17 protein-coding genes and 1 pseudogene are annotated in these 18,010 nt (G+C 56.6%); 7 read left to right on the forward strand and 11 right to left on the reverse strand.

Annotated elements, in window-relative coordinates:
- The 3 genes and pseudogenes from CSR02_RS03790 to CSR02_RS03800 form a co-directional block, all read left to right on the forward strand.
- A pseudogene (locus CSR02_RS03790) lies at window positions 1–681 on the forward strand (Hint domain-containing protein); the annotation flags it as partial.
- A 250-nt stretch (window positions 682–931) separates the two neighbouring features.
- Window positions 932–2,200, forward strand: a complete 1,269-nt coding sequence (locus tag CSR02_RS03795) for an MFS transporter (RefSeq protein WP_099540623.1) — start codon at window positions 932–934, stop codon at window positions 2,198–2,200.
- Window positions 2,201–2,293: 93 nt separating this feature from the next.
- Window positions 2,294–2,521, forward strand: a complete 228-nt coding sequence (locus CSR02_RS03800) for a hypothetical protein (RefSeq protein ID WP_042786975.1) — start codon at window positions 2,294–2,296, stop codon at window positions 2,519–2,521.
- A gap of 8 nt (window positions 2,522–2,529) precedes the next feature.
- Here the strand turns inward: CSR02_RS03800 and CSR02_RS03805 are convergent, their stop codons facing one another.
- Window positions 2,530–3,633, reverse strand: coding sequence for a class I SAM-dependent methyltransferase (locus CSR02_RS03805; RefSeq protein ID WP_099540624.1), 1,104 nt, complete (start codon window positions 3,631–3,633; stop codon window positions 2,530–2,532).
- 107 nt (window positions 3,634–3,740) lie between these two features.
- Between CSR02_RS03805 and CSR02_RS03810 the strand changes: the two genes are divergently transcribed.
- The 4 genes from CSR02_RS03810 to CSR02_RS03825 all read left to right on the forward strand — a co-directional run bounded on the left by CSR02_RS03810 (window position 3,741) and on the right by CSR02_RS03825 (window position 8,884).
- Window positions 3,741–4,817, forward strand: a complete 1,077-nt coding sequence (locus CSR02_RS03810) for a glycosyltransferase family 61 protein (protein WP_099540625.1) — start codon at window positions 3,741–3,743, stop codon at window positions 4,815–4,817.
- 107 nt (window positions 4,818–4,924) lie between these two features.
- Window positions 4,925–5,386, forward strand: a complete 462-nt coding sequence (locus CSR02_RS03815; protein ID WP_099540626.1) for a (2Fe-2S)-binding protein — start codon at window positions 4,925–4,927, stop codon at window positions 5,384–5,386.
- Complete coding sequence (locus CSR02_RS03820) at window positions 5,383–7,575, forward strand: xanthine dehydrogenase family protein molybdopterin-binding subunit (RefSeq protein WP_099540627.1); 2,193 nt, start codon at window positions 5,383–5,385, stop codon at window positions 7,573–7,575. Before CSR02_RS03815 ends, CSR02_RS03820 begins: the two co-directional genes overlap by 4 nt.
- A gap of 4 nt (window positions 7,576–7,579) precedes the next feature.
- Window positions 7,580–8,884: a c-type cytochrome gene (locus tag CSR02_RS03825; protein WP_099540628.1), complete on the forward strand. Its 1,305-nt coding sequence runs from the start codon at window positions 7,580–7,582 to the stop codon at window positions 8,882–8,884.
- Window positions 8,885–8,985: 101 nt separating this feature from the next.
- On the opposite strand, the gene aldA is transcribed toward CSR02_RS03825, so the two are convergent.
- The 10 genes from aldA to CSR02_RS03875 form a co-directional block, all read right to left on the reverse strand.
- Window positions 8,986–10,434 carry an aldehyde dehydrogenase gene (gene aldA / locus CSR02_RS03830; protein WP_099540629.1) on the reverse strand — a complete coding sequence of 483 codons (1,449 nt, stop codon included), beginning with the start codon at window positions 10,432–10,434 and terminating at the stop codon, window positions 8,986–8,988.
- A 104-nt stretch (window positions 10,435–10,538) separates the two neighbouring features.
- On the reverse strand, window positions 10,539–11,405 hold the full coding sequence (locus tag CSR02_RS03835) for a LysR family transcriptional regulator (RefSeq protein ID WP_099540630.1): 867 nt from the start codon (window positions 11,403–11,405) through the stop codon (window positions 10,539–10,541).
- A 6-nt stretch (window positions 11,406–11,411) separates the two neighbouring features.
- The gene (locus CSR02_RS03840) at window positions 11,412–12,248 is read right to left on the reverse strand and encodes an aldo/keto reductase (RefSeq protein WP_042786983.1); all 837 of its coding nucleotides are present in this window, start codon (window positions 12,246–12,248) and stop codon (window positions 11,412–11,414) included.
- 113 nt (window positions 12,249–12,361) lie between these two features.
- Window positions 12,362–12,955, reverse strand: a complete 594-nt coding sequence (locus tag CSR02_RS03845; RefSeq protein ID WP_099540631.1) for a thioredoxin domain-containing protein — start codon at window positions 12,953–12,955, stop codon at window positions 12,362–12,364.
- A 58-nt stretch (window positions 12,956–13,013) separates the two neighbouring features.
- Window positions 13,014–14,393 carry an outer membrane beta-barrel protein gene (locus CSR02_RS03850; RefSeq protein WP_183172582.1) on the reverse strand — a complete coding sequence of 460 codons (1,380 nt, stop codon included), beginning with the start codon at window positions 14,391–14,393 and terminating at the stop codon, window positions 13,014–13,016.
- Between the two features lie 109 nt (window positions 14,394–14,502).
- Window positions 14,503–15,012: a c-type cytochrome gene (locus tag CSR02_RS03855; protein ID WP_099540632.1), complete on the reverse strand. Its 510-nt coding sequence runs from the start codon at window positions 15,010–15,012 to the stop codon at window positions 14,503–14,505.
- 2 nt (window positions 15,013–15,014) lie between these two features.
- Entirely contained in the window at window positions 15,015–15,602 is a 588-nt protein-coding gene (mauA, locus tag CSR02_RS03860; protein WP_099540633.1) for a methylamine dehydrogenase (amicyanin) small subunit, read from the reverse strand.
- Window positions 15,589–16,191, reverse strand: a complete 603-nt coding sequence (locus tag CSR02_RS03865) for a redoxin family protein (RefSeq protein WP_183172598.1) — start codon at window positions 16,189–16,191, stop codon at window positions 15,589–15,591. The genes mauA and CSR02_RS03865 overlap by 14 nt, the downstream gene beginning before the upstream one ends.
- On the reverse strand, window positions 16,191–16,733 hold the full coding sequence (locus CSR02_RS03870) for a MauE/DoxX family redox-associated membrane protein (protein WP_099540635.1): 543 nt from the start codon (window positions 16,731–16,733) through the stop codon (window positions 16,191–16,193). The genes CSR02_RS03865 and CSR02_RS03870 overlap by 1 nt, the downstream gene beginning before the upstream one ends.
- Complete coding sequence (locus tag CSR02_RS03875; RefSeq protein WP_099540636.1) at window positions 16,730–17,935, reverse strand: amine dehydrogenase large subunit; 1,206 nt, start codon at window positions 17,933–17,935, stop codon at window positions 16,730–16,732. Before CSR02_RS03875 ends, CSR02_RS03870 begins: the two co-directional genes overlap by 4 nt.
- Between the last annotated feature and the right edge of the window lie 75 nt (window positions 17,936–18,010).

Consider the following 18,010-nt stretch of genomic DNA (forward strand, 5'->3'; position numbering starts at 1 on the left):
CATTCCGTTATCACCGCAGATGGCATGCTGACAGAAAGCTATCTGGATACAGGCAACCGTTCTGCCTTCCAGCAGAAAGGCAAGGTTGTGCGCATAGGTGGCACTGTTAAAACCTGGGCCAATAATGCAGGCGCGCCACTGGAAGTTGCACGTGCCTTTGTTGAACCGCTGTTCCACGCTCTGGAAGGGCGCGAAAACAGTGTTCTGGGCTGCCGTCTGCCTGAAGAAACGGTTGAAACAACCAGCAACCCCGATCTGCACCTTGTTACAGAAACAGGGGCAACCATTCGCCCCATGCGGCAGAATGGGCAGAAATACAGCTTCATGCTGCCGCCGGGCACTCAGTCTGTGCGCATTGTCTCCCGCGCCAGCCGCCCGGCAGATGTGATCGGCCCGTTTGTGGATGACCGCCGTTATATGGGTGTTGCGGTGGCAGATGTGCGCCTGCTTTGCGCCACACAGCCTTACAACATCACGGCACATCTTCAGGCTGAAAAACCGGAAGGTTGGCATGCCTCCAAGGCAACAGATTATGCATGGACAAACGGCAACGCCGTGTTGCCTTTGGGTGCACATCTGCCAGCTGGCACAATGGGCATTCTTTCCATGAATATTCGTGCAGCAGGCCCTTATCTGGTCAATGACCAGCAAAAGAAAGAAATGGCAGCACGTTCTGCCTAAGCGTTTCTTTTTATTAAGTTGTGTTACCGTAGGCTCTACCTTTCGGGGTAGGGCCTATTTTTATTTGGCCGCAATTTGCATCCGCACACGTGCACTGTTAAGGCAGAACTATCTCCGGAAATTGAATTGCCTCCTGCCCATAAATAACGCCAGACCAGATGCATGATGCCACAGCATAAAACATGAGAATTTATATATAAATTTTCATAATATCTTTTATTTATGCCGTAAAGATTGTGGAAGACAAAATATGCCTGCCAATATTCACAGCACAAAACCTCAATCCAGCACCTCCACAACTTCCAGCCCAACACCCTATATTATTGCCTGGTTTTTGTGCCTAATCTTTTATCTTCTGCAATACTCCACACGCTCCGCCCCCAGTGTCATGGTGAGCGAACTTGTTTCCGCCTTTGGGCTTACAACGGTTGGCCTGGGGTCTTTACTGGGGCTGTATTATTACACCTATTCCTTCTGCTCCATTATTTCCGGCGCGGCGGTGGATCGCTGGGGGGCCAAATATACCATCTCGTTTGGGGCACTTGTGCTGGCCGTGGGCACCTGCCTGTTTGGCTGGGGGGATGAATGGATGGCAAGCCTTGGCCGCCTGATGCAAGGTGCGGGCTCGGCTTTTGCTTTTGTGGGCGCTGTGTATCTGGCCGCGCGGGGTTTTCCCAAAAAATATCTGGCCACGGCGGTGGGGGTTACCCAATGCGCGGGCATGCTGGGCGGGGCCATGGGGCAATCCACCGTGGCATGGCTCATTCATGGTGTTATCAACTGGCATTTTTACTGGATTGATACCGGCCTGCTTGTGGCGCTGATAGCCGCTTTTCTATTTGTGCTCACCCCGCAGGATAAAAGCGTTACGGCACCCCGTGCGGCTGCGCCCTCTGGCTCCATGTTTGCGCCGTATAAAAGCGTGCTGAGCAACCCGCAATCTTATCTGTGCGGCCTGTGTGCGGGCCTGCTGTTTTTACCCACCACCGTAGGCAGCATGACATGGGGCATTACGTTTTTAACCCAAAGCTGGCACATTGGGTACCACGAGGCCGTTTTGCGAGCCGCTATGGTGCCTGTAGGGTGGATGTTTGGCTGCCCTGCCCTTGGTTATTTAACAGACAAGATCGGGCGCAGAAAACCCGTATTGCTGGGTGGCATTATTGTTATGGCATTTACGGTTGCCGCCATTATCTACCTGCCGGGCAACACCTTTCCGCCTTATGTGCTGGCTTTGCTGCTGGGCTTTTCATCCGGCGCGGCCATGATCCCCTACACCATTATCAAGGAAGTGAACGCCGATAACGTAAAAGGCAGCGCCACAGGGGCCATCAATTTTCTGGTGTTTGTTATAAGTGCTGTGGTTTCCCCACTATTTGCCATTTTCTTGCAACATCTAGGGCATGGGCGCCCGCTTAACGGCGCTGATTTTACAGAAGCCTTCAGCTTTGGGCTGGCAGGTATTGTGCTGGCAGGCGCACTTACCTTTTTGCTGCGTGAAACGGGGCAGAAACGCTAAGGCTGCACACACGCAAAATGCGGGTTATTCTTGCCAAACAGACCGCACATGTGCCCTTTTGTGATGACTTTTGCATCACCACAAGGATCACTCATGACAGATGCCCCTACCCCCACGCCGGAAGTAGACTGGACAGAGGAAGACCCGATAGACGCGGATATTGATGCCCGCGTTGCGCAGGTAAATCAGGCGGCTGGGTTGCCGCCAGAAAAACCCACGCGGTTTGGGCCGCTTATTAGCATTGGGTTGCCGTGGCTGATTGTCAGCATCGTGCTGCTTACCGGTTTATGGATGTTTTTTTTCCCGGTTTTTTTCCATTAACCTGGCCTTCAGCTCTTTTTGCGCAGACCGCCAAGAGCCTTGCGTAACGGAGCCGTCACCTTCCATGATGAAGATGCCCGCATGATTTCTACATCCCGCCGGGCCTGCGCAACTTCCTGCGCCAGATGTTCTTCCCGCAGGCTGCCATAAAACTGCGGACCCTGCTTTTTTACTCCTTCCAGCGTAGAGCCTGCGCAAATCACCTTTTTGGTTTCCGGGCTTAGTTCCGTGCAAAAGGGTTGCTGCATCATGTCCGGGATAGCGGAAGATAAAAAGTCATCCACCCGCATGTTGCCAAACTGGGCTTTGGCATCATCTGGCAGGCCGTTTTTCCAATCCTCCATCATCCAGCGCAGGGCATGAATGGGGTGGAAGTGGTCTTCCACAATGCAGTACTGGATATCACACCATTTTTCAAAAAGGCTGATATTTCCTTCAGGCGTGGCGTTAAAGTAGTGTGATGGATAACCGTGCACAGGCTGCAAGAACGGGTAATCTATGCGCACAATGCCGCCGGGTTTCAGCACACGGCAGATTTCGGCCGCAACCTCCCACGGGCGCTTGGTATGTTCCAGCGTGGCGGCACACAGCACAAAATCAAACTGGGCATCGGCAAAAGGCAGATTTTCACCCACGCACACCACATCGGTGCTCAGGGCGGGAAATACATCCACATTCACCATCTGCTCGGTTACGGTATCACGCAGCCCGGCCCCCACATCCAGAAACATCCAATCCGGGTGTTCTTTTTGCAGGCCCGCAATATAGCCGCCGTAATTATGGGCCGAAATGGGCGGAAAAGGCGGAATATGAAACTCCTGCCTTATGGCGTCTGTCATGTAATTGGCGGGCTGGCCATAGGTGCGTGGTGTTACGGGGTTCTGGCGGAAGGCAATGCGCTCCAGCTTGCGTTCCCGCATGGCGGCCACCAGATCCTGATTGGCAGCCTGCATCCGCCCTTCGTGCTGGCCATACTGGGCATAATGCTGGGGGGCAGAAAGCCCACACGCGGCCACATCCGGGTTGGCCTGCCAGTAGGCCAGATCATCCGCTGGGGTTTTAAAAACCGGTGTTCTGATAACTGGCACTTCGTTATAGGAACCGTCTTGCATCCGCTCTACCTTGCATATTGTGCGCGCCAAAGTTCCGCCCTATTGCCTGAACCCAAGCCCCACCCCTATACTTGGCACACCCTTGCAAAACGCTAAAGCCCCCTGCCATGTCCGTTTCTGTTTCTGCCTTTCCGTGTGTTTTTCAGGCTGCTGGCCGCCGGGGGCTGATTGAAACCTCACCCCGCATGGGTGGCACCTTTGCCTTTGGCGGCACCATGCCCGATGGCACCCACAGCCTGCTGACAGACTGGCACACAGATACCCCGCCCATCTACCGCTACAGTTTTGGCCCCGCAGTGTTTGACCCCGCACTGGCCCTGTTTGCGTGGGAAGGCCACCCTTTGCATGATACGGTTTATACCCAAGGGCCAGATGCGCTCAAACGCTGGCACGCAGCCCCCACCAGCACACCGGTGGAGCAACATCATTGCACCGCATGGGCCGGGTTTGACCACTGGAACACCAATTACTACCACTGGGTGGCACACACGGTTCCGGCCCTTTACTATTTTCTCAAACATGCCGGGCAGAACGATGTGTTTTTGCTGCCCCCCCTTACCGCGTGGCAGGAGCAGTTTGTAACCCTTGCAGGGCTTGCGCCCGAACGGCGGCTGATCACACAGCCCGGTACGCGCTACGCCTTCCCCCGCGTGGTGTATACAGATTTTGTGCGCGGCAAAACGGATTTTACGGCATCTGCAACATCTCGTACAGCCTATGCCGCGTTGCGTCAGGCGGCCAGCCCTACCGCCAAACGCGGGCGCTACCTGTTTTTGGAACGCGGTGAGGCCACAAACCGCCGCATACCTAACGAGGCCGAGTTGGCCGAGGCCCTGACCTTACACGGCTTTGCCCGTGTGCAGCCCGAACGCCTGCCCGTGGCCCAGCAGATAGAATTGTTTGCCCAAGCCGATATGGTGGTGGGCTTTTTGGGCGCGGGGCTTGCCAATGTGGCCTGGTGCCAGCCCGGCACACTGGTGTACGAACTGGTGCCCAGCCACCATCTTAACCCGTGTTTTCTGGCCATGTGTATTCAGGGTAGTTTGCCGTATTGGGCAGACAAGATAGAAACCGGCGTGGCGCATAAGGACCACTACACACCCGCCAGCCTACCCCTGCCTGTGGGCGAGATTGTCCGCCACGCACAAGCTCTGTTGCACTGGCGCAAGGGCCAGACGGATTAAAGAGATCTGTCTGTATTTCTGTATATATATTCAATAAGATTCCGTTTCTGTTCCGAAAGTGTTAGGCTGGTTTTTCGTACACCAAAAACCACCAGCAGGAGCCCCCCATGCCAACCCTTATGATAAACGGCCAGCCGCACAGCGTGGACGTTGATGCCGATACGCCGTTGCTCTGGGTGTTGCGCGATATATTGGGCCTGAACGCCGCCAAGTTTGGCTGCGGCATTGCCCAGTGCGGGGCCTGCACCGTGTATGTAGATGGCAAGGCCGTGCGTGCGTGCAACCTGCCCGTTGGGCTGGTGGGCACGCGCGCCATTACCACGCCAGAGGGGCTGGAAAGCGCAGACCCGGTTGTGCAAGCTGTAAAATCTGCGTGGGTGGCGCTGGATGTGGTGCAGTGCGGATACTGCCAGCCGGGGCAGGTTATGGCTGCCGTGGCCCTGCTACGCACCACCCCCAACCCCACGGATGAACAGATAGACAGCGCCATGTCTGGCAATATGTGCCGGTGTGGCACGTATATGCGTATTCGCGCAGCCATTCACCACGCAGCGGGAGAACTGGCATGAGCACTCATTCCCCCTCATCCGCCGCACAGTTAAAAACCGGCCGCAGGCGCATGCTGCAAGCGGGTGGTGCATTATTGCTGGCAACACTTTGGCCCACAGCACGCGGGCGGGCGGCACAAGCCACGCAAGCAGGCACCGGCGTGTTGGTGGAAGATGTTACCACCCCCTTTGCACCCAATGCGTTTATTCGTATTGCCGCAGATAATACCGTCACCCTCATTTTGCCAAATATCGAGATGGGGCAAGGTATTTACACATCATCCGTGATGCTCATGGCGGAAGAACTGGGGATAGACCCGTTTGCCGTGCAGATAGAGGCCGCGCCCCCCGGTGGCGGGGCGGAAATTACCGGCGGTTCTACCTCTATCATGACAGAGTGGTTGCCGTTGCGCCAAGCCGGTGCGGCTGCCCGCGCCATGCTGGTGCAAGCGGCCGCCACACGCTGGGGCGTTGCGCCAGAAAGCTGCACAACCGCAAACGGGGCCGTGGTGCATACGCCCACTGGCCGCACTGTGCCATTTGGTGATGTTGCCGCAGAAGCCGCCACGCTGCCTGTGCCCAAAGAGCCAAAACTGAAAGATGCCGCCAATTACACGCTGGTTGGCCGTAAGCATCATCGGCTGGATAGCCAGATCAAGGTGGATGGCACCGCCCGCTTTGGCATGGATGTGCAGGTGCCGGGCATGAAAATTGGCACCGTGGCCGCCTGCCCCGTGCAGGGTGGCACCCTGCGCAGCATGAACCGCAACGCCGCCTTGGCCGTAAATGGCGTACACGCTGTGCTGGTAACGGATAATAAAGATACCGTATGCGTGGTGGCAGAGCATTACTGGGCCGCACGCAAGGGCCTGAAAGCTCTGCATATACAATGGAATTTTGGAAAAAACGCGGCCATTACCACCCAGACCATTTATGATGATCTGCACGCAGGGCTAAACGGCCCGGCCATTGTGGCCAACGCCAAAGCAGATGCGCCGGGGGTGATTGGCAAAGCCGGTGCAACCTACACAGCCACCTATCAGCAGCCCCTGCTGGCCCATTCCCCCATGGAGCCCATAAACTGCACCGCCCATGTGCGGCCAGATGGGTGTGATGTATGGGCAGGCACACAGGTGGCCGAACGCGCGCGAGATACCGCAGCCGAAATAACCGGCCTGCCCGCCAGCAAGATTACGGTGCACAGCCAGTATATTGGCGGCGGTTTTGGCCGCAGGCTGGAGCACGAATACGTAACCCAGTGCGTGCAGTTTGCAAAACAAGTGCCCTACCCGCTGAAAATTGTCTGGAGCCGGGAAGAAGATATTACGAAGGACAGGTATCGCCCGGCCTATGTTGATAAACTCACCGCCGCGCTGGATGACAAAGGGTATATCACCGCGCTGCAACATCGCATTGTCGGCCCGGCCGTGGTAGCGCGGTGGGACCCGCCAGAACTGACAAAGGATGGGTATGATGAAGACCTCTCCCTTGCCACGGTGGTCACCCCCTATACCTATCCCGCGTATCGGCTGGAGTTTGCCCGGCGCGAGGCCCCCGGCATCACCACCGCATGGTGGCGTGGCGTGGGTGGCACGCGCGGCCTGTTTGTGGTGGAAGGGTTTATAGATGAACTAGCCGCCCGCGCGGGGGCAGACCCGGTAGCCTATCGGCGCGCCATGGTGCAGAACAACCCGCGCGCGCTGGCGGTGCTGGAACGTGCCGCAGCAGATGCAGGCTGGGCCACACCTGTGCCCAAAGGCCGGGCGCGTGGCATGGCCTTGCAGTTTGCGTTTGGATCTTACATGGCCAGCATTGCAGAAATTGAAATGCCCAGCCCGGATGAAGTAATTATCCACCGCGTGACGGCAGCCGTGGATTGCGGGCAGGTGGTCAACCCGGACCAGGTAGTGGCGCAAATAGAGGGCGGCCTGATTTTTGGTTTTTCCGCCGCCCTGTATAACGAGATCACGCTGGAAAATGGGCGTGTGCAACAGCAAAACTTCAATACATGGCGCGTAATGCGCATGAACGAGGCCCCACGCCGCATTGATGTGGTGGTGATGCCCAGCAAGGAGGACCCCGGCGGCATTGGTGAGGTTGGCACCGCTGCCGCAGCCCCGCTGCTGGCCAACGCCATGGCGGCGGCACAGGGGCGGCGTTACCGCAGCCTGCCCCTGCTTTCTGCCCGCAACACGGAAGGGAAAGAGTAAGACCATGACACACGCTTTTTCTTTCCTACCCGCAAAACGTGTTTCCCTTTCTGGCACAGTCACCTTAACGGCCCTGCTGCTGGCCACATTGTGCCTGCCCACACATGCAGCCCATGCCAGTGCTGCGGAGGAAGGCACACCCGGCAACACACCGGTGGAACGCGGCCAGTACCTCACCCATGCATCGGATTGCGAGGTCTGCCACACTGCACCGGGCGGCATGCCCTATGCTGGCGGGCGGGCGTTCAAAATACCGGGCATGGGTGTTGTGTATTCCACCAACATTACGGCAGATAAGCAGCACGGCGTGGGCGCGTGGAGCGATGCGGAGTTTGTTGCCGCTGTAAAACAAGGGGTTTCCCCCGGTGGCAAGCATCTTTACCCTGCCATGCCCTACCCTGCCTATTCCCGCCTGAGTGATCAGGATGTGCGCGATATTCGGGCCTATCTGGCCACCTTGCCCACATCGGCCAGCGCGGCGCCCAAAAACAACCTGCGTTTTCCTTTTTCCATACGCAGTCTGATGATTTTCTGGAACATTATAAACGGCCCGACTTCTGCCTACCCGGATGATACTAGCAAATCCGCCCAATGGAACCGCGGCCGCTGGCTTGTAGAAGGCCCCGGCCACTGTGCGGATTGCCACAGCCCGCGTACACTCACCTTTGGGCTTTCAAGCAGCAAAGCATTTGGCGGAAATACGTTAAATGGCTGGCGTATTTACAATATCTCGTCCGATCCCAAAAGCGGCATTGGCGGGTGGACAGAGGCCGAACTGGCGCAATATCTCTCCACCGGCCATGCAGATGGCCACGGCACAGCATCTGGCGATATGGCAGATGTTATAGGCCACAGCCTGCGCTACCTTACACCGGCGGATATTCAGGCTATGGTGACGTATCTACGCAGCACAAAACCTGTGAGCACACCGCAGGATTCCGTAACCTTCCGCAACGTGGCCAATGGAGATGCCAGCCTGCCACAAAACAGCCGGGGTGCGCGGCTTTATGCCTCGGCCTGCGCGGGCTGCCATCTGCCCGATGGCACAGGGCGGCAAAGCAGCTTTGCCAGCATTGCGGGTGGGCGCTCATTGGGTGCGGATAATGGCCGTAACCTGATACAGGTTTTGGTAAATGGTACGGGCCTGCAAACCGCAACAGGCGTGCAGATTATGCCGCATTTTACTGGTGGCGGGCTTAGCAACCGTGATCTGGCAGACATTGCCGCGTTTGTCATGACGCACTTTACCACGGCCCAACCGCATGATCTGGAAAAACAGGTTGAACAGACTGTAAAAGAGCGGGACTAACTTTTTCTGAAAAACAAAAACCGTGCCGGGAGCACTCTGCCCTGGCACGGTTTTTTTGTATCCGCCACGCTTAAAGTCTATTGCGTGGCAGAGTTTGGATATTACGCGTTCAGATAAATGGTTTTGGTGCGCACATAGGCTTCCAGCCCGTGCTGGCCATCCTCACCACCCAATCCGCTTTCTCGGTATCCGTGGTGGAAGCCCTGCGGTTCTTCCCCCGATCCACGGTTGACGTAAATTTCTCCAAAGTCCAGTTCCCGGCCCATACGCAGGATGCGGGAGAGATCATTGGTGAACAGATAGGCAGAAAGCCCATAGCGGCTATCATTGGCGCGGGTTAGGGCCTCATCAAAGTCTTTCACCTTGATAAGCGAGAGCACGGGGCCAAACACCTCGTCCTGCACAATGTCCATATCCGGGGTAATGTCTGTTAGCAATGTGGGGGCGTAGAAGGTGCCTTTATCAAAGGCGCCACCCGTTAGGCGTTTGCCACCCAGTTCCAGCTTTGCACCCTGTGATATGGCTTTTTGCACAATGCCATCCACTTTTTCCAGTTCGGTTGCGTTCACCTTGGGGCCCATATCTGTGGCATCATCCATCGGGTCCCCCACCTTCAGGCTGGCGATGCGGTCCTTCAGCGCCGTGGTAAAGCGGTCATACACATCTTCATGCACGTAAGTGCGCTCATTGGCGGTGCACACCTGCCCGCCGTTGAAGAAGCGTGCCGTAACGGCGGCTTCCACTGCTGCGGGAATATCCGCATCTTCCATGACAATAAAAGGCGCTTTGCCACCTAGCTCCAGCCGCACTTCCTTAAGATGTTCGGCTGCTGCTGCCATGATTTTCTTACCCGCAGGGGTAGATCCTGTCATGGTAATCAGCGGGGTATCCTTATGTGCCACCAGTGGCACGCCCACGCCCTGGCCGCTGCCTGTTACCACATTCACCACACCGGCAGGAATACCGGCTTCCTGCACCAGTTCTGCCAGTGCAAGGCCAGAAAGCGGGGTGCCATCAGCAGGTTTGAGAACAATGGTGTTGCCCGCAGCCAGTGCTGGCGCAATTTTACGTGCGCACAGTGCCAGCGGGAAGTTCCATGCGGCAATGGCCCCCACCACACCGTGCGGCACGCGGTCTATCAGGATTTTTTCACCCTCACGCTCACCGGGAATGATTTCCCCCTGAAGCCTGCGGGCATTTTCTGCAGCAAAGCGCAGCAGGCCAGCGGCAAAATCTACCTCGGCGCGGGCTTCCTTGATGGGTTTGCCCATTTCCGATGTAATAATGGTGGCCAGACGTTCCTTGTCCCGCTCTACAAGGTTTTTAAGCGCGTAAAGATAATCGGCCCGCTGGCTGGCGGGTTTACTGCCCCAGCCCTTAAAGGCGGCTTTGGCGGCGGCCACGGCTTTTTCCACATCCTGCGCGTTGCCTTCTGCGGCCTGGCCAACTTCTTCCCCCGTAGCGGGACTTTTAATAGGTGTGTAATTGCCAGATGTGGGTTTTACCCATTCATTATTGATGAACAGATCCTGCTGTTTGATATCAGCCATGAGGTGTTCTCCTTTTTTTGAAAAATCTGTGTGCAGTATGCCTTCCGCATATACTCATTAAAAGTAATGATATATCAGTAAAACATTCACAAAAAGTGAATGGATCAGTACGCTTCTGCCGGGCAGATGGTATTTACAAACCTGTGCAGCAAAGGCTTTGCGCCATTGCGCCGCCAGACACAGTAAACAGGGGCCGCACGTAGCCCCGGTGCTGCCAGCACGCGCACATCATGGGGAGTTTGTTGTGCAAAAATGCTTTTAGGAAAACAGGAAATACCAATACCATCACGCACGCAGGCCCGAATGACATCGTAAGATTCCACTGTTTGAATAGCGCGTGGTGTCAGCTCCTGCTCTGCCATCCAGCGTTCAAACGCGCTGCGGTAAAAGCAATCTGTATGGAACAGAAAGACCGTAACGCCGGGCCAGTGGATATCGTGCAGATTTTGGATGTTGGGGGGTGCTACCAGCACCAGCTCTTCCGTAAAAGCAAAGCGGCTTTCAAGCAAAGGGTGCGCAATGGGGCCATCTGTTATGGCCAGATCCAGTTCCTGATCTTCCAGCATATGTTCCAGCGTATAGCTGGCGCGGCGCAGCAGGCGTATTTCCACATCCGGGTGGGTGGCCATAAAACCTGGCATATATTGGGGCAGAAAATGCGCCAGAGCCACATCCAAGGCCCCTATGCGTAAAATACCGCGTGGCACATCGGGCTGAAAAAAGCTTGCAAGATTATGGGCTTTTTCCACAACCTCCCGCGCTTCATGGTAAAACAGGCGGCCTTCTGGCGTGGGCACAAGCCGCCCTTTTTCCCGCGCAAATAGCTCCTGCCCCAAAAGCTGCTCCAGCTCCTTCAGCCGGGCGGTCACGTTGGAGGCCACGCAGTGCATCCGGCGCGAGGCCGCAACCACCGAGCCCTCCTCCATCACGGCGCAGAAAATTTGCAGCTGCGCCAGACGGAGTGCCTCCATGTGGGGTCAGAACTCCTCGTACGTGGCAGGGTCCTGCCCATAGCTGCGGCCATCTGGGCGGGCAAGGGTTGCCATGTCTTTCATGTCCTGCTCTGTCAGGGAGAAATCAAAAATCTGCATATTGGCAATCTGATGTTCCTTACTGGCAGCTTTGGGAATAGGCACGCAGCCCAGCTGATGGTGCCAGCGCAGAATAACCTGCACCACGGATTTGTTGAGCCGCTGGGCAATTTTTGTAATCAGCGGATCTTGCAGCAGCTTGTTGGCGCGACCAAGGGGGCTCCATGACTGGGTAAGAATATTCAGTTTTTTGTGCAGCGCCCGCATATCATCCTGCGGGAAGTAGGGGGAAAGCTCAATCTGATTGATAGATGGCAGAACCCCTGTTTCCTTCTGGATTTTTTCCAGATGCTCGGGCAGGAAGTTACACACGGCAATGGAGCGTACATACCCCCGTTTTTTGGCTTCTATCAGCGCCTGCCATGCCTCTACATACTTGCCCACCTTGGGGTTGGGCCAGTGGATATAATACAGATCGTAATAATCCAGCTGCGCGCGGTAGAGGGATTCCTCAATAGTGGCCAGGGCCTCGTTATAATCATGGTGGCGGCCGGGCAATTTGGAGGCAATGCGCAATTCCTCCCGCTTTTTGCCGCTTTTGCGCACGGCATGGCCCACTGCGCCCTCGTTTTCATAATTAAAGGCGCTATCCAGCGCGTGGTACCCGACATCCAATGCGCTGACCATTGCTTCCATGCCGGCCACACCATTCAGCTTATACGTGCCAAATGTGATAACGGGAAAAGTAAGACCATCGTGCAGTGTAATATCGGGAATACCCAAAACGTGCTCTCCTAAAATCTGGTGTTAAAGGGCAATATGCTGGCTTGCATGTAAAACCATGCCACATGCCACCTTTAACGCCTACCCAAAGGAGAGGTTGCACCGGGTTACGCTCATGCCTGCCTTGCACGGCGCGTGTGCTGCATATAGGTTTGCACGGTAGCAAACCCGCTTTCCCACGCGTTCAGCAGGCTTTCCAGATGCTCACGGTTGTTCACCAGCCCGCGGGCAATAAGTGTGCCATGCTGATCAAACAGAAACGCAGCGGGCAGTTTATCCACCTGCAAGGCACGCCCCAATGCGGGGTCATTTATAAACGCAGTGGCCGGTGTGTTGGTTTGCTGGGCAAAGTGTTGCTGAATGGTGGGGGTATCATCCCCCGCCAGCAGCAGGTCCAGATTTTCACGCCCGCAGAAGTTACGCGCAATGGGAATAACCTTGCGTGAAATGGGGCATGTTGCAGAAACAAACAGCACCAGCCGTGGCTTGGCACCCCCTGCCAGCGTTTGCACGCCCCCCGCCAGTGTATGAAAAGGCTGTGGCGGGCAGGCATCTCCCGGTTGGGGGCCGCGTGCGCTGGTAAGCGCACCCACGGGCGCAATTTCCTGAAACAGGCGGCGGATACGGCGCAGCATCAGGCCCGTTACAATGCAGGCGGCCAGCAGCACAACAGTAAGGGCAGCATTGGCGTATATCAGGTTCTGCACGGGCTGGCCCTCTCTGTTATACTGGTCATGAGTTTATACGTGGCGTGATAACGGGTTTTTAGAACGCCCAGATGGCATCACAACTGAACCAGAACATGTTGTTCATGCCATTATCAGCATAGTTCACGTTTGGATCATCCGTGGGGGAAACACGGTTGAAGGGCCGCGTGCCGTTAAGGGATTTATCAAGCCGCACTTCCGGGCGGATGGAAAAAGAGCCTTTGGGCAGCTTGAGAAAACCGGGGCGGTACGTCACCCCCACTGTCAGTTCCCCGTATGTGGTACCGGGGGCGTAGTCATACGGATAGTTCTTGCCGCGCAGTTCGTTTACGTAAGACATGGGGGATGTGTTGTTACCTACCACACCGCCATTGTTATCACGGAAGATTTCACCACGGGCGTTAAACGTCAGCTCATCGCTGAAATCATGCGCAAAATAGGCGGTTACGCCGTACACGTCATCCTGCAAATAATCATCATGGAAGTAGGTAGCGTTTAGGGTGACGGTGGTTTTATCGTTAATTTTGTAGGAGGCCAGAAGGTCTCCGATATATTCCATATCGTGGTTGGCTTCACGCCCAATGGCATAGATGCTCTGCTGCGGGCCAAAATAGCCAATAGCAGCAACATCCAGCTTGCCACCGGCAAGTTCCGTAAACTGAAAGCCAAAATATCCCTTGGGCCGTGTGTTGTTTTTGGCATGGCCAAAGGTGGTGGAGTTACCGGCGTTTACCCCCATAACAAGGGCTGCGTGGTCTGTCATATGCCATGTGGCCAGCACACCCACGGTTTCAAACGGCACAATAAAATCGGATGAATAGTTGTAGGAGTAAAAGGGCCGTTCCAGCGCATCTGTGCCTTCAAAACCCTGAATACCGTATTGCTGGCCAATTTGCAGGTCAATCCCGCCCTTGGTCAGCCACGGCAGGTGGGCATCAATATGCGCCTGTGTGGGTGTCCACTGATACATGCCTGTCAGGTTGCCATCGCCCATGCCAATGGTGGGGTTAAAGCGGGCATCAGACCCGTACAGAACCTCAAACACAAAACCAAGGCCGTAGCCATCGCCCAGTTCTGTTACCGGGTGAGAGAGCGTGCCCGTAATCTGGTTAAGCGTGGCAGTATTGGCCCTATCTACGTAAGACTGCGCCCAGTTGCGGCCTGTTTTGGTCCACGGGTTGCCGTTAACACCGGCCTCCACCACAATATGGCCTTCAACATCATCAAACCATGAGTGACTGGAAGGGCTTTTCAGGTTCACCTCATCCTGCTGGGCCTGCTTTTTTTCCGCTGCTGTTTCTTCCACCGCCAAGGGGCGCTCAGCATCACCGGGGGTGGTTTTTTCCTGCGCAAATGCAGGCAGTGCGGCCAGTTGCAGGGCAAAACACATACCGGCGGACAAACGGTGGCGCAAACGCATGCTCCCTGATACTCCCATGTTCCACAAACAGCCGCGGCAGGGGGCGGGTTTGCTTCTGTTTTATAATGTTGTGGCACCAAAGCCGTGATCTAGCCGAGAGCCGCCCTGCGGAACAGGGCTAGCTGTGTTACTTTACTGTTGCAGCCGCGCCATTGTTGCCGCGATGACACGCCGCCAGAGAGCGCTCCAGCACATGGGCACGGTTGGCCATAAAATCCGGCATGGAAAGCGGATGCTTGCGCCATTCATGCACTTCTGCCGCCGTGTAGGGCTTGAAGTCTGGCGGTGTGCTTGTGCCGCCCAGATCCACCATGACAAAATTCATGACATCTGCCAGCTGCTGGTCATCCCGAATGAGGGACATGGAAACACCCGGCACCTGCACCAGATATTTCCGCCCCTCCTCCGTACAGGCAAAGCTGCCAACACTATTGCGCAGCGTGGGCACAAAGGTGGGGCCAGATACACCCGCAATGCCGTGGCACCCCCCGCAGTGCGAAAGATAGGCAACCTGCGTGGGGTTTAGGCTTGTGGCCCCCGGCACGGCATCTGCCGCGCGTGCCACCCCGCCTGCCAAAACCAGTGTTGCACACGCTGCAACAGCAGGCACGGCAAGGCGGAAAACAGCACGCAACATAATCAGGAGGCTTTCCCGATCACCGCAGCTGTGGAGCAGTTGTACATTTCAGACGTGCCCGTGCCAAAGCACCAGATGATGTCGTTATTGGCCATGGGGCGGTAGGAAGGCTGGTCTCCATCCGTGTTCAGGCAGGTCACCTCGTTACAGGAATCCTGGCCACAGCAATCACGGTAGGCAATCATGTAGGAATTGCCATCCTGCGGGTTGTAGCAGCTGCCAATCCAGGATGTGGGGGAAGGCGCTGTGCCCGGCGGGCAGCTATGTACGCCCCCACCACAGGTGGAGCACAAATTGCCATCAATGGCGCAATACCGCCAGTAATCGCACGCGTTGGCATCCTTGGCCTGCGCTTTGGAGCCAAATGGTGTTGTGGCCTTGGCCACAGCCTTGGCTGCGGGGGAAGAAGCCGCATTGGCGCGGCTTACCGGCAGCAGCGGAAACAGCGGCACGGCAGCGGCCACGCCGCCCAGCTTTGCCACCACGCCACGGCGGGAGGTTTTGCCCGCAAAACGGCGGAGGAGAGATTCGGTCAACCGGTCAAACAGGGTGCCCTGTTCTGCGGAGTTCTTGTTTTCAGACGGCAGCATGAGACATTGCTCCTGTATCGGTCAGACCCTGTGGGGGTGTGGCGGTCATGTTGCCAAGCAGCCCTTCGATCTGACGCCGGGTATTCACGAGGTCTTTGGCCAGAATGGTGCCGCGCTCATCAAGCAGTACCATGGCTGGCATACGGTTAATTTGCAGCACAAGGGCCAGCTCCACACCGGTTATGAGGGGGATACCCTGCATTTCCGGGCGGGCAGCCACCATGCTTTTCAGTTCAGGTTCGGGGCCATCGCCCACAAAAACAAGGTCCAGCCCACGTTCGGCAGCCACCTGCCGTGCAATGGGGATAACGCGCTTACACACCGGGCATTCCGCCGCCACAAACAGCAAAAGCTGCTTGGCGCCTGCGGGCAGGGTATCCCCCACCACAAAAGGCTGGCCCTGTAGTGTATGCAAAACCAGACGCGGCACAATCTGCCCCACATCCAACCCAGGCTTGGCTTCCTGATTCCCCAGTGGTGCAAGGCGTTCGTGCAGCACGCCAATCTGGCGGGCCAAGGCCACCAGCATAACGGCAAGCCCAAGGGCCAGAACCGTAAGCAGCCCCTGCCAGATGTATAGAAACAGCATCATGCCTCCTGCCCTCCGCCAGATCCGGGTACGCGTTCTGGCGGCAGGGCCACCAGTGCCAGCCACACCAGATACAGCGCCACCCCGGCCAGAACGCCCTGCCCCCATACAAAGGCAGAAACACCAGAGGCAAAGCACGGCGCCAGCGCCAGCGGCACGCACAACACGGTGCGGGCGACCAGCTTCCATGACAGAGTTTCTGACACCACACCGGGTGTGCACCCGCAAGACAGGCTAGTGCGCCCACGGGCCACGTTTATGCCCATGGCCAGCGCAAACACCACCAGCATGGCCGCAGCAGCCAAACCGCCAACCCCGGCGGCAAAGCCGGAAAACAGCGCCAGACCAGCCAGAACCTCTGCCCCGGCCAAACCCCATGCCACAGCTTCGTATGACCATGAGGGCAAAAGCCGGTAAGAGGCCAGCGTGCCTAAAAACGCATCATGCCCACGCAGTTTGGAAACACCAGCCACCAAAAACATGGTGCCAATGCCCCCTGCGCACGGGGCGGCCAGCGGGGCTGTTTCAGCCAGCAGGCTCATCCTTCACCCGGCGCAACCGTAAAGATAAGGGATGTGCCAAGGGCCTTCATGGTGTGCAGGGGCTTGCCCGTAAGCGCATCGGAAATAAAGAAATCACCGTTATCTTCATTGGCGGTGAACATCAGCGGGTGTTCATCCTGCGTGACACCCACAAGGTTGCTGGCCACTTTAAGCGGATAGCGGCGGATGCGCTTGTGGGTTTGCGTATCATACACCCACACTTCCGTGCCGTTATCCTTATGTGTCCAGAACGTGCCTTTGTGCATCAGCACGTACATCTGGTGAGATGCCTTGTGCAGGGCTGCAATCTGCCAGCCACCGGGGCGCCACGTAACTTCAAACGGCTTGGAGGAATCGGGCGCTGCCTTCAGCCCCGCACCTTCCTGCAAGGACCACGGTTTTTCTACCGTGCTGTTTTCCCCCATTTTTGTGGGGTACACCATACCGCTATAGCTGATGAAGTACGCCGTGCCATCTGCCGCAACAGTGGGGCTTTGTTCAAAAATACCGTCCTTGTCGGGTTCAAAGAACGGGGCTGTGTGCGTCATGCCCACTTTGCCGTCTGCCCCAAGGCTAACATTGGCCAGCGTGCCATCTGCACACAGGGAGGAGAAGCCGGAATTGCCCCAAGGATACACCAGCGCGCAACCGGGAATTTCCACTGTCTGCGTCACCTTATGGGCGGTGTTGTCCACCACTTCCACGGCGTTGCTGGGGCTCATCTGATACACATAGGCGCGAGAGCCATCGGCATTCAGCGCGAAGTCGTTCTTTTTAGGCGTAACCAGCGCGCGGGCGGGCAATTTTTCATCGGATGTGATCTTGAGCGTGCTGGCATCATATTCAGCCAGCAGATCATTCCGCGCGCCGCGGTTGCCGCGCTCCCACGTGGTTTCGGCCACATAAATGCGCTTGGCATCGGGCGTAAGGGCCATGTTGCCGTTATAGGCGGCCTGCACCATGCCCAGCAGCTTGCCGTTATCGGCATCCACTACGTAAACGCGGCCATCCTTGTTGTGGGTGTAAACCGCATCTTCCACCAAAATGGTGTGGGGGGAATAAGGTGGCAGGGTTACAACATCACTCTGCTCGGTCTGCAATACGGGTTCCGCTGCCTTGGCGGCGGTTCCTCCCATGGTCAGAATGGCCGCACTGCCCAAAAGGGCGCGCAGCAGGGAGGGACGGACTTTTTGAAGAGACATGCGAACTGTTTCTCTCGATACCGGAATGTTTCGGTATCATAGCGTTTCCCATTTCGTCCGCAAGACAAAACATCT

Origin of the sequence: Acetobacter pomorum, assembly GCF_002738225.1 — a bacterium.
Lineage (GTDB): Bacteria > Pseudomonadota > Alphaproteobacteria > Acetobacterales > Acetobacteraceae > Acetobacter > Acetobacter pomorum.